Source organism: Serratia rubidaea (assembly GCF_016026735.1).
Taxonomy (GTDB): domain Bacteria; phylum Pseudomonadota; class Gammaproteobacteria; order Enterobacterales; family Enterobacteriaceae; genus Serratia_B; species Serratia_B rubidaea.
The window spans coordinates 3,830,428-3,842,757 of record NZ_CP065640.1; the positions used below are offsets into that span (position 1 = coordinate 3,830,428).

10 protein-coding genes are annotated in these 12,330 nt (G+C 60.8%); 6 read left to right on the forward strand and 4 right to left on the reverse strand.

Annotation, left to right across the window (positions count from 1 at the left end; all coding sequences use genetic code 11):
- The first annotated feature begins 3 nt into the window (after positions 1-3).
- A complete protein-coding gene (locus I6G83_RS17975) occupies positions 4-336 on the forward strand; it encodes a DMT family transporter (RefSeq protein WP_015672258.1) in 333 nt (110 codons plus the stop codon).
- Positions 337-718: 382 nt separating this feature from the next.
- The gene (locus I6G83_RS17980) at positions 719-979 is read left to right on the forward strand and encodes a DUF333 domain-containing protein (RefSeq protein ID WP_041412087.1); all 261 of its coding nucleotides are present in this window, start codon (positions 719-721) and stop codon (positions 977-979) included.
- A 28-nt stretch (positions 980-1,007) separates the two neighbouring features.
- Here the strand turns inward: I6G83_RS17980 and hslJ are convergent, their stop codons facing one another.
- Together hslJ and I6G83_RS17990 are read right to left on the reverse strand one after the other, a co-directional pair.
- Positions 1,008-1,439, reverse strand: coding sequence for a heat shock protein HslJ (gene hslJ, locus I6G83_RS17985; RefSeq protein WP_015672260.1), 432 nt, complete (start codon positions 1,437-1,439; stop codon positions 1,008-1,010).
- A gap of 33 nt (positions 1,440-1,472) precedes the next feature.
- Positions 1,473-2,465 (reverse strand): 2-hydroxyacid dehydrogenase, encoded by a 993-nt coding sequence (locus I6G83_RS17990; RefSeq protein WP_054305021.1) that lies wholly within the window; start codon positions 2,463-2,465, stop codon positions 1,473-1,475.
- Positions 2,466-2,914: 449 nt separating this feature from the next.
- Here I6G83_RS17990 and I6G83_RS17995 point away from each other — a divergent pair, with 449 nt between their 5' ends.
- Genes I6G83_RS17995 through I6G83_RS18005 form a run of 3 tightly spaced genes read left to right on the forward strand, consistent with a single transcriptional unit; the run spans position 2,915 to position 6,055 of the window.
- Positions 2,915-5,527, forward strand: coding sequence for a YdbH family protein (locus tag I6G83_RS17995; protein ID WP_054305022.1), 2,613 nt, complete (start codon positions 2,915-2,917; stop codon positions 5,525-5,527).
- Positions 5,524-5,721 carry a YnbE family lipoprotein gene (locus I6G83_RS18000; protein WP_015672263.1) on the forward strand — a complete coding sequence of 66 codons (198 nt, stop codon included), beginning with the start codon at positions 5,524-5,526 and terminating at the stop codon, positions 5,719-5,721. Before I6G83_RS17995 ends, I6G83_RS18000 begins: the two co-directional genes overlap by 4 nt.
- 10 nt (positions 5,722-5,731) lie before the next feature.
- The gene (locus I6G83_RS18005; protein ID WP_015672264.1) at positions 5,732-6,055 is read left to right on the forward strand and encodes a YdbL family protein; all 324 of its coding nucleotides are present in this window, start codon (positions 5,732-5,734) and stop codon (positions 6,053-6,055) included.
- 52 nt (positions 6,056-6,107) lie between these two features.
- Here the strand turns inward: I6G83_RS18005 and I6G83_RS18010 are convergent, their stop codons facing one another.
- Positions 6,108-6,713 carry an FMN-dependent NADH-azoreductase gene (locus tag I6G83_RS18010; RefSeq protein WP_054305023.1) on the reverse strand — a complete coding sequence of 202 codons (606 nt, stop codon included), beginning with the start codon at positions 6,711-6,713 and terminating at the stop codon, positions 6,108-6,110.
- Between the two features lie 431 nt (positions 6,714-7,144).
- Here I6G83_RS18010 and hrpA point away from each other — a divergent pair, with 431 nt between their 5' ends.
- Complete coding sequence (gene hrpA, locus I6G83_RS18015; protein WP_072186063.1) at positions 7,145-11,032, forward strand: ATP-dependent RNA helicase HrpA; 3,888 nt, start codon at positions 7,145-7,147, stop codon at positions 11,030-11,032.
- Between the two features lie 59 nt (positions 11,033-11,091).
- Here hrpA and I6G83_RS18020 read toward each other — a convergent pair whose 3' ends face one another.
- Positions 11,092-12,318 carry a pyridoxal phosphate-dependent aminotransferase gene (locus I6G83_RS18020; RefSeq protein ID WP_054305024.1) on the reverse strand — a complete coding sequence of 409 codons (1,227 nt, stop codon included), beginning with the start codon at positions 12,316-12,318 and terminating at the stop codon, positions 11,092-11,094.
- Positions 12,319-12,330 lie beyond the last annotated feature (12 nt).

A 12,330-nucleotide genomic window follows, 5' to 3' on the forward strand; every position in this document is an offset into this window, starting at 1 on the left:
CAAATGACGGGACTGATGTATTTAACCATGGCGATTATCGCCGAGGTGATCGCCACCACCATGCTGAAGGCGTCGGAGGGGTTCACCCGGCTGTGGCCCTCGCTGGTGGTGGTGCTGGGCTATGGCGTGGCCTTTTGGGGGCTGTCGATGGTGGTGAAAAGCATGCCGCTTGGCATTGTGTACGCGATTTGGTCCGGCATGGGCGTCGTTCTGGTATCGATCGCCGCGGTGTTTATTTATAACCAGAAGCTCGACTGGCCGGCAATTATCGGCATGGGATTAATCGTCGCCGGCGTATTAGTGATTAATCTGTTGTCCAAAACCAGCGCTCACTAATATATACGATGAATAAAAAAACCCGCATGACGCTAATCATGCGGGGTGAAGAGCTCAGTTAATTAACTGAAAAATAGTGGAATGCTAATCTCTTAGCGTCTCTAGCATACGCGCTGCGCCGCGCTTGCCACGTGGCAGAAAATGCGGCGTGCCGTCGGCCGCCTGAGCCACGGTGCGCCGGGCCGGCGGCGGGGTGTGATACGGCTTGCCGTTTATTACGCTGCAGGTGGTGAAAAAAAACGCAAAATAATGACGTCGCCTTATTCTCATTATTAAACGAACAGGCTAAATTAAATAGGTTTGTATTAATTGCAATACCATGCGCCCGCCAAGAGGCGCTGTTATTTTTTATCACATCGGGTTCAGGAGAAAAACAATGGCAATGCAAATGCACAAATGGTCGCTGGCCGGCGCCGTTTTGCTGCTGGCCGCGTGCAGCAGCAATAATGATGAGCCGCAGCAGCAGGGCACCAGCGCCAGAATTGACCACTTACCGACCAGCGCGCACTGCGCCAACGTCGGCGGCACCACCACCATCGCCCATACGCTGAACGGCGAAGCGGTCAGAATGTGTCAGATGCCGGACGGCAAGCAGTGCGAGGAGTGGGCGTTAGGTCAGGGGGCCTGCGCCAGCGCCGGCTAAGCGCCGCCCCCCGGAGGATCGTGCGGGCTTATTGCACCCAGTCTTTCAGGGTATAGACCAGCGTGTGTTGGCCATCGCTCAGCGTCAGCTGCTGCGCGGCCAGCGTAACGCGCGCGCCGTTATTCAGCACGCTGCCGATGATCTGATCCCACTGGTTACGCTGCGGGTCAGGGCACATCATGCGCGTCGTGGCCAGGTTCTTGACCGTCAGCACGCCGTTGTCCAGCTGGCCGTTGCCGAAGAAGCGGTTGCACATTGAGCCGGAGATATGCATTTTCTCACCGAACTCAATGCTCGGGCCGCGCCCTTGCTGCGCATTGGCGGCGACGCCGTCTACGCTCTGCAGCACAAAGTTGTGGTGCAGCAGATCGCTTTCCTGTACCGGTTTGCCGGCAGGCGTACCGCCGGCGCAGCCGGCCAGCAGCGTGCTGGCCAGCGCCAGCGGGATCCATGCTTTCATCGTTTACTCTCCTGAGGTTATTGTTCCTGGGGTTCAGCCATGCAGCTGGTTGGCGCAGGCTTCGCCGCGCGTCAGCTGGTCGATATTCTGCAGCGTGGTTTCAGAAATGCTGGTCAGCGCCTCTTCCGTCAGGAAGGCCTGGTGGCCGGTAAACAGCACGTTATGGCAGGCCGACAGTCGGCGGAAGACATCATCCTGAATCACGTCGTTGGATTTGTCCTCAAAGAACAGATCGCGTTCGTTTTCGTACACGTCCATGCCGAGCGCGCCGATTTTCTGCTGCTTAAGCGCGTCAATGGCGGCGGCGGAGTCAATCAGGCCGCCGCGGCTGGTATTGATGATCATCACGCCGTCTTTCATCATGGCGAAGGCCTGCGCATCCAGCATATGATGGTTTTCCGGCGTCAGCGGACAGTGCAGGGTGATGACGTCCGAGCGGGCGTACAGCGTCGGCAGATCGACGTATTCCGCACCCAGCTCCAGCGCCTGGGCGCTGGGATAGGGATCGTAGGCCAGCAGCGTCATGCCGAAGCCTTTCAGAATACGCATGGTGGCCACGCCGATTTTGCCGGTGCCGATCACCCCGGCGGTGCGGTTATGCATATTAAAGCCGATCAACCCTTCCAGGGAGAAATTGGCGTCGCGGGTGCGTTGATAGGCGCGGTGAATACGGCGGTTGAGGCTCATCATCAGGCCGACGGCGTGTTCCGCCACCGCTTCCGGCGAGTAGGCCGGCACGCGCACCACCTTGATGCCGAGCTGCTCCGCCGCGGCCAGATCGACATTGTTAAAGCCGGCGCAGCGCAGCGCCAGAATTTCCACACCCAGCGCCGCCAGCTCTTCCAGCACTTCGCGGCTGCCGTCGTCATTGACGAAGATACATACCGCTTTACAGCCGATCGCGGTTTTGGCCGTTTTCTTGCTGAGCAGAAAATCAAAGAACTCAAGTTCATAACCAAACTGCTGATTCACCAACTCAAGGTATTTGCGGTCATACTGTTTCGTGCTGTATATCGCCAGTTTCATTGTGGTTTCTCCACCGATAATTCTTACGGCTAGTTTAGTTTTTTTTGCCAATTTTGACAATTAGTTAGCCATCAGGAGACGGGGCGGGAAAGACGCGGCGCGGGCAAAAAAATCCCCACGTCTGGGGGTGGGGAAATGGCTTCTTCACATATACCATCACGTTAGGATACGGTGGGTATATCACTTACTTATTAGAATCATTGCAAGACTATTAATCATCACCAGCAACGACAATAACAAAAGTCTGAAATATGCTGTTCTCCCGGCGGCTAATATGTAAACAAAATCGACACATGTTGAATAAAAATCGGTGAAAATGGCAGAAACAGCCCGTCAGCGTCCTGTCTAACTTCACCCTGGTCTAAAATCGTGCCATCATAATTCCCCTTTCTGGCATAGACTTAATGCAACTGCGGGCGTGCCTTATCTAGGAATGAAGCAATCATTTAATGGCTAAACGATTGAGAATATTCATAGGGATTGTGGCGGGGATGGCGATCCTGCTGGCGGCCCTGTGGCAAACAACGCCGCGCTGGCTGCCGCGCGTGCTCTCGCACTGGCTGCCGGCCGGCAGTCAGCTGGCGCTGCAGGGGCCGCTGCGCTGGCAAGACGGCGGTTTATCGCTGGCGGGGGCGCAATATAAAGCGCAGCAGTGCCTGCTGGCGGATCTGGGGCCGACGCGTCTGCATTACCGCGCCGGCCGCTGGCAGCTGGACAGCGATAAACTCAGCGTCGACAGCGCCTGCCTGAGCCAGTTGCCCGCTGGTGACGACGGCGACGCGCCGCTGACGCTGGACGCGCTGCAGCGCCAGCTGCCGGCGATCGACCTGACCATCAAACAACTTTCCATTCTTCCCTGGCAGCACTACGCCGGCAGTCTGCAGCTGCGCAACACCGCGGCGGGCCAGCGGCTGTCTTACCAGGGAAAAAACCTCAACGCCGAAGCGCTGCTGGACGACCGGCAGCAGCTGACGATCTCCTCGCTGAACGTGCTGCCGCCCAACAGCCCGCACCCGCTGCAGCTAAGCGGCGCTATCAGCGTGGCCAGTGATTTCTCCACGCTGCCGCCGCAGGGCAAGCTTCGCGGTGAAGTACAGACCGCCTATCTGCAGCAGCCGTTGCTGATGGATATCAGCTGGCAGCAGGGGCAAGGGGTGGTGACGCTGACGGAAAAAGGCGATCGACAGCCGCTGGCGACCTTACCCTGGGCGATCACGCCGCAGCAGATCCGCATCGATAAAGGCGAATGGCGCTGGCCGTATATCGATCAGCCGCTAAGCGGCGGCGTCAGCATTGCGCTGCACGACTGGAGCAAGGGGCTGGATGAAACGCAAATCAGCGCCCGGCTGAACGTGCTCACCGCCGGGCACAACGGCAAGGGCAATGCGGTGCTGACGCTGGGGCCGGGCAGCGTCGGCCTGACGCGCAGCAACCTGGATTTTCAGCTCACCGGGCAGGCCAACCTGGCGGATTTTTCACTGACGGCGTCGATTCCCGGCGTGGTCAGCGGTTCTATTCTTAACCCGACGCTGGAGCTGCGGCCGGGCTCGCTGCTGCGCGCCTGGGGCAAGGCCTCGCCGGAAATGAAGCTGGAAGAGGCGCGCCTGCCGCTGGCCGGGGTCAAGGTTACCGCCAACGGCATTACCGGCCGCCTGCAGTCGATTATCCGCGCCAGCGACAGCTACTGGGGACGCTTCAGGCTGCATCTCGACGGTCTGGCGCAGGATTTCTGGCCGGACAAAGGCCGCTGGCAGTGGCGCTACTGGGGCAACGGTCAGCTGCCGCCGCTACAGGCGAAGTGGGACGTGGCGGGCAGCGGCGACTGGCGGGACAGCCGCCTGACGCTCGACCGGCTGTCCACCGGCTTTGACCGGCTGAAATACGGCATGGTCACGGTGGATGCGCCGCGTCTGACGCTGAACAAGCCGCTGAGCTGGCAGCGCGATGAGGCGCGTCCGGCGCTGAACGGCGAACTGCAGCTGGTGGCGGACAAGGTCAGCTTCAGCGGCGGCGGCCATCTGCCGGCGTCGACGCTGGCGCTGCGGCTGCAAGGGCGCGATCCGCAGAACTTCCAATGGCAGGGCAAGCTGCAGGCGCAGGATATCGGCCCGATCGCGCTGCGCGGCCGCTGGGACGGCGAGCGCCTGCGCGGAGAAGGCTGGTGGCCGAAGCAGCGGCTGGCGGTGTTCCAGCCGTTTCTGGCTCCGGATCTGAACATGACGCTGCGCGACGGCGAGTTTTACGCGCAGGCGGCGTTCTCTGCCGCGCGCGAACAGGGCTTCGCCGCCGGCGGCCACTGGGTGGTGAAAAACGGCGGCATGTGGATGAAGGACGGCGAACTGAGCGGTCTGGATTTCGTGATGTCCTACCGGCTGCAGAACCACCTGTGGCTGCTGGGCGCCAAGCAGCCGGTGACGCTGCGTATCAAATCGCTCAGTAATCTGTTTGAGATGCAGAATATCACCGCCGACCTGCAGGGCTACTATCCCTACAGCGAGCGGCAGCCGCTGACGTTGAGCAACGTCGGCGTGGATATGCTGAACGGCCATATCGGCCTGTCGGCGCTGCGCCTGCCGCAGCACGACGCCGCGGTGCTGAAGCTGGACCGCGTCGATCTCAGCGCGCTGTTTACCGCGTTGAAGCCGAAACAGTTCGCCATGTCCGGCCGGGTGAACGGCGAGCTGCCGCTGTATCTGAACAACTCGCAGTGGCTGGTGCGCGACGGCTGGATCGCCAACGCCGGCCTGCTGACGCTGCGGCTGGACAAGGATATGGCCGACGCCATCGCCGGCAACAATATGGCGACCGGCGCGGCGATCGACTGGCTGCGCTATATGGAAATACACCGTTCACAGGCCAGGGTCGATCTCGACAACCTGGGCGTACTGACGTTAACGGCCAAAATCGACGGGGTTAACCCGCAGAAAAGCGCCAAACGAGAGGTTATTTTGAACTATAGCCATCAGGAAAACGTATTTCAGCTGTGGCGCAGCCTGCGCTTTGGCGACAACCTGCAGGAGTGGCTGGAACAGGCCCTCGCACAACCAGGGGAACAACCATGAAAATCATTACCGGGCCGGCCCTGGCGGTCGCCGTCGGCGGCGTGCTGCTCAGCGGCTGCGTGCCGCGTATTGAGGTGGCGACGCCGAAAGAGCCGATCACCATCAATATGAACGTCAAGATTGAGCATGAAATCCATATCAAAGTGGATAAGGATGTCGAAAATATGCTGAAAAACCGCAGCGATTTGTTTTAGGAGCCGGTAAATGAAAAAGCGATATTTGTGGCTGGTCGGCGCCGGCTGGCTGCTCAGCAGCAGCGTGATGGCGCTGACGCTGGACGAGGCGAAACAGCAGGGGCGCGTCGGCGAAACGCTGAGCGGCTATGTGGCGCCGCTGAAGCAGGATGACGAGACGCTGGCGCTGGTGAAACGTATTAATGACGGCCGGACGGAGCAGTACCAGAAAATTGCCGAGGGTAACCACATTACGCTGGACGAAGTGGCGCGCATGACCGGGCAGAAGCTGGTGACGCGGGCGGCGCAGGGGGAATACGTGCGCGGCATTAACGGCCAGTGGCTGAAAAAATAGCGGGCGGAGAAGAGAAACGTTTGAGGGCGCACGCGGCGCCCTCGGAGCAGAATCAGGCGGTGAGCACCTGAGCCAGTACGGCTTTGGCTTCTTCCTGCGCTTTGCCGGCGACGTCCGGGCCAAAGGCCACGCCTTCGACGAACACGAACTCCACGTCGGTGATGCCGATAAAGCCCAGGAACAGACGCAGGTAAGGTTCAACCAGATCGGTCGCCGTACCTTTGTGAACGCCGCCGCGGCTGGTCAGAATAATTGCGCGTTTGCCTTTCACCAGACCTTCCGGGCCGTTCTCGGTGTAACGGAAGGTTACGCCGGCGCGGGCAATCAGGTCGAAGTAGTTTTTCAGCTGGGTTGAAATGTTAAAGTTGTACATCGGCGCGGCAATCACGATGGTGTCGTTAGCCTGCAGCTCGGCGATCAGCTCATCAGACAGCGCCAGCGCTTCTTGTTGACGCGGGCTCAGCGGCGCGTCGGAAGGGCGCAGGGCGCCAACCAGTTCACCATCCAGCACCGGCACCGGGTTCGCCGCCAGGTCACGTACGGTGATGGTATCGCCGCCGTGGTTTTTGCTCCACTGCTCGACGAAGAAGTCGCTCAGTTGGTTAGACTGTGAGTAGTTTGCCAGGATGCTCGATTTCAGAACCAGTAATTTGCTCATCGTTAATTCCTTACGTAATCGTAATACCCGCCGTGTTGGAACCGTTGGGTGAGGATGGGGAGCCGCAGGACTCGGCACCCCTCGCATGGATTACACTTTATTTGGCTTTCGTCGGCAGGGATAGCGGAATATTTCGAGATCTTTGTTCGATTTTATTGAAAGACAATTCTGTGGCTAAACAGGGGGGTTATGGAGAAAAAACGCCTTGTGCTACTCTATCGGACATATACCCTAAATAATTCAAGTTGCAGGAAGGCGGCAAGGGATGGACTTCCGATGAGTTGACGCTGGTCAATGATTCAGGTGACTGAGCGCGGCCAACGCATCTGCGGCTTGAAGTATGACGGGGATAACAGCGTTATCGGCTGAACTCAATTGACATGGCGCTGCCGACCAGCCGTTGCGGCAGCGCGGAAAAAGGAATACCAAACGTGAAATCTCCGCTCGCGGCATTATCTTCCCAACTGGGCGAGCTGATGCTCCGTGATCAACAGCGCCTGCAGCGCCGGCTGCACGGCGCGCGCAAAATCAAAAATTCCGATGCTCAGCAGGCGGTCGCCGATGAAATTGCCGGCGATATCGCCGTCGCGTTGCAGAAAGTGCAGTCGCGCGCCGCCTCCTGTCCGGCCATCAGCTATCCGCAGGGGCTGCCGGTCAGCCAGAAGAAACAGACGATTCTGGAAGCGATTCGCGACCATCAGGTGGTGATCGTCGCCGGTGAAACCGGCTCGGGGAAAACCACCCAGCTGCCGAAGATCTGCCTGGAGCTGGGGCGCGGGGTGAAAGGGCTGATCGGCCATACCCAGCCGCGTCGTCTGGCGGCGCGCACCGTCGCCAACCGCATCGCCGACGAGCTGGAGACGCCATTGGGCGGCAGCGTCGGCTATAAGGTGCGTTTTAACGATCAGGTCGGCGAACAGTCGCTGGTCAAACTGATGACCGACGGTATCCTGCTGGCGGAGATCCAGCAGGACCGCCTGCTGATGCAGTATGACACGCTGATTATCGATGAGGCGCACGAGCGTAGCCTGAACATCGACTTTATTCTCGGCTATCTGCGCGAGCTGCTGCCGAAGCGTCCGGATCTGAAGGTGATCATCACCTCCGCCACCATCGACCCGCAGCGCTTCTCGCGCCACTTCAATAATGCGCCGGTGATTGAGGTTTCCGGCCGCACCTACCCGGTGGAAGTGCGCTATCGGCCGGTGGCGGATGACGCCGACGACGGCGACCGCGACCAGCTGCAGGCCATCTTTGACGCGGTGGACGAGCTGGGGCGCGAAGGGCCGGGGGATATCCTGATCTTTATGAGCGGCGAGCGCGAAATCCGCGACACCGCCGATGCGCTGAACAAGCTGAATCTGCCGCATACCGAGGTGCTGCCGCTGTATGCGCGGTTGTCGAACAGCGAGCAGAACCGGGTGTTTCAGTCGCACCACGGCCGGCGCATCGTGCTGGCCACCAACGTGGCGGAGACCTCGCTGACGGTGCCGGGGATTAAATACGTTATCGATCCCGGCACCGCGCGCATCAGCCGCTACAGCTTCCGCACCAAGGTGCAGCGGCTGCCGATCGAACCGGTGTCTCAGGCGTCGGCCAACCAGCGTAAAGGGCGCTGCGGCCGCGTCTCGGAAGGTATCTGCATCCGCCTGTATTCGGAGCAGGATTTCCTGTCGCGGCCGGAGTTTACCGACCCGGAGATTCTGCGCACCAACCTGGCGTCGGTCATTTTGCAGATGACCTCGCTGGGGCTGGGCGATATCGCCGCGTTCCCGTTTGTGGAGGCGCCGGACAAGCGCAACGTGCAGGACGGCGTCCGGCTGCTGGAAGAGCTGGGGGCGATTAACAGCGCGGCGAACGGCCACTACCAGCTGACCGCGCGCGGCCGCCAGCTGGCGCAGCTGCCGATCGACCCGCGTCTGGCGCGGATGGTGCTGGAGGCCAGCAACAGCGGCAGCGTGCGCGAGGTGATGATCATCACCGCGGCGCTGTCGATCCAGGATCCGCGCGAGCGGCCGCTGGATAAACAGCAGGCGTCCGACGAGAAGCACCGCCGCTTCGCCGACAAGGATTCCGACTTCCTGACCTTCGTCAACCTGTGGGATTACCTGAAAGAGCAGCAGAAGGCGCTCTCTTCCAGCCAGTTCCGCCGCCTGTGCCGCACCGATTTCCTCAACTATCTGCGGGTGCGCGAGTGGCAGGATATCTACACCCAGCTGCGGCAGGTGGTGAAGGAGCTTGGGCTGCCGGTCAACAGCGAGCCGTCGGACGCGCGCAGCGTGCATACGGCGCTGCTGACCGGGCTGCTGTCGCATATCGGCCAGAAAGACGCCGATAAACAGGAGTTTAGCGGCGCACGCAACGCGCGCTTCTCCATCTTCCCCGGTTCCGGCTTGTTTAAAAAGCCGCCGAAGTGGGTGATGGTGGCGGAGCTGGTGGAAACCAGCAAACTGTGGGGACGCATTGCGGCGCGTATCGAACCGGAGTGGATTGAGCCGCTGGCGCAGCACCTGGTGAAGCAGCACTACAGCGAGCCGCACTGGTCGAAATCGCAAGGCGCGGTGATGGCCAGTGAGAAGGTGACGCTGTTCGGCCTGCCGATTGTGGCGGCGCGCCAGGTCAACTACAGCAGCATCGACCCGCTGCTGTGCCGGGAGCTGTTTATCCGCCATGCGCTGGTGGAGGGCGACTGGCAGACGCGCCATGCGTTCTTCAGCGCCAACCTGAAGCTGCGGGCGGAGGTGGAAGAGCTGGAGCACAAATCGCGCCGGCGCGACATTCTGGTGGATGACGAAACGCTGTTCAGCTTCTATGACCAGCGTATTCCGGCCGATGTGGTGTCGGCGCGCCACTTTGATAAATGGTGGAAACAGGCGGCGAAACAGCAGCCGGAGCTGCTCAACTTTGAGAAAGCGATGCTGATCAAAGATGGGGCGAATAAAATCAGCGCGCTGGATTATCCGAATTTCTGGCATCAGGGCAACCTGAAGCTGCGGCTGAGCTATCAGTTTGAGCCGGGCACCGACGCCGACGGCGTGACGGTGCATATACCGCTGCCGCTGCTGAATCAGGTGGAAGAGGCCGGCTTTGAGTGGCAGATCCCGGGGATCCGCCGTGAACTGGTGATTGCCCTGATCAAATCGCTGCCGAAGCCGGTGCGGCGTAATTTCGTACCGGCGCCGAACTATGCCGAAGCCTTTCTGGGGCGGGTGACGCCGCTGGAGATGCCGCTGCTGGATGCGCTGGAGCGCGAGCTGCGCCGCATGACCGGCGTGACGGTGTCACGCGACGACTGGCAGTGGGAACAGGTGCCCGATCATCTGAAAATGACCTTCCGCGTGCTGGGCGACAAGCACAAGACCCTGCGCGAAGGGAAAGATCTGGCAACGCTGAAGCTGCAGCTGAAAGAGCAGGTGCAGGAAACGCTGTCGGCGGTGGCCGACGACGGGCTGGAGCAGAGCGATCTGCATATCTGGAGCTTTGGCGAGCTGCCGGCGTTTTACGAGCAGAAGCGCGGCGGCTACTCGGTGAAGGCCTATCCGGCGCTGGTCGATGAAAAAGACAGCGTGGCGATCCGCCTGTTTGACAGCGAGCAGGAGCAGCAACAGGCGATGTGGCAGGGCACGCGCCGCCTGCTGCTGCTGAATATTCCTTCGCCCATCAAGTACCTGCATGAAAAACTGCCGAACAAGGCCAAGCTGGGGCTGTACTTCAACCCGTACGGCAAGGTGCTGGATCTGATCGACGACTGCATTTCCTGCGGCATCGACAAGCTGATTGCCGAATACGGCGGTCCGGTGTGGCAGGAACAGGCGTTCGCCAGCCTGCAGGAGCGCATCCGCGCCGAGCTGAACGACACGGTGGTGGAAGTGGCGCAGCAGGTCGAGCAGATCCTGACCGCGGTGTTTAACATCAACAAACGCCTGAAGGGACGGGTGGATATGTCGCTGGCGTTGGCGCTTTCGGACATTAAAGCGCAGCTGGCCGGGCTGGTGTACCGCGGTTTTGTCACCAATAACGGCTGGAAGCGCCTGCCGGATACGCTGCGTTATCTGCAGGCGATCGAGCGCCGTCTGGAGAAACTGGCGATCGATCCGCACCGCGACCGCGCCCAGATGCTGCGGGTGGAGCAGATTCAGCAGGCGTGGCAGCAGTGGCTGCACAAGCTGCCGCCGAAGCGCCGGGAAGAACCGGAGGTGAAAGAGGTGCGCTGGATGATTGAGGAGCTGCGCGTCAGCCTGTTCGCCCAGCAGCTGGGCACCCCGTATCCGGTGTCTGACAAACGCATCCTGCAGACCATCGAACAGCTGTCGGCTTAACGTCAGCCGGCGAAAACGGCCGGGGCGGCTTCCCGTCCGTTTTCGCCATTCCTGCCGCATTACTCCCAGCCTAATTCCGCTCTCCGAAGCCGCTGCAGCGCCCGTTCAAGTTCTTCTGACGTATGTCCGAGGTGGAGGCGTACATAGGCCGGCGCATCCGGGGCGTTTCCCTCGATCATGCTGCCGCGTCCGGGAAGCACGCCGGCGCTGAGGCAGAGGCGACGGAAGTACTCCTCATCGCCATGCCGCACTAACCTGGGCGGCACCTGAAAGCGCATATAAGAGGTGCATGTCCCCGCGTGAATGGCGCTTTGCGGGAAGCCCAGCAGCCCGGCGAGCCGCTGCGCCACAAGTTCCCGGTTAGCGGCATAGTGCTGACGCAAACGGTCGAGGTAGTGGTCGGCGGCCGGCTGTTGCAGCCAGCTCGCCATGGCCGCCTGGAGAGGCAGCGCCGTGCCATAGGTGCGCTGATGGGCGATATGGGCGAGCGCCGCCAGCGTTTCCGGCGCGGCGCTGAGCGCGCCAATCCCCCAGCCGTTACAGCGGAACTGTTTGCCCAGCGTCCGCACGGCCAGCCAGGGAGGAACCGCTGATGAGCCAGCCTGTTCAATTAAAGTACGCAGTGCGTTGGTCGGCGACTGTCCGGGCGTATGCAGCGCGTAGTAGGCGTCATCAATCAGGATGGCGCACTGGCGCTCCAGCGCGGCCTGAATCAGTCGCGTAACCGTCTGCGGCGACCATTCGACGCCGGTGGGGTTGTGCTGCGGGTTGAGCACCAGCAGTGAATGGGGCGTCATGAGCGGCGTCAGCTGCTCGGGGACGGGCTGCCAATCCTGCTCTGCCAGCATGGGATAGCGATGAACGGTAAACCCCATCGGTGCGAATATCCCCGAGTAATCCCATCCGGGATCGGGAACCAGTACGCTTTGCGGGCCGTTATGGCGGCTTAACAGGTATTCGGCAAAATTAGCCATGGCCGTGCGCGTGCCGGCCTGACTGACGGCGACGTCGTAGGCGCCGTCGGCGGGCAGTTGATGCGTGCGGGTGATATAGCTCTTCAAAATCTGGCGCAGGGCCGGCAGGCCGTAAGGAGAAAGCGTATAGCCATGGGTGTGGGCGGGCAGCCGTTGCAAGGCGGCAGTCAGTCCATCGGGCGGCGGCGTCCAGGTTTCGCCAAGGCTGAGGTAGATCAGGCTGTCCGGTAGGGCGCAGTCGTGAATCAGCTGCGCATCGGTCAGTGGATTTGGCAGGCTGCCGGAATTCAAGATATCGTCAGGTGATTGCATCAGGCTATTTTC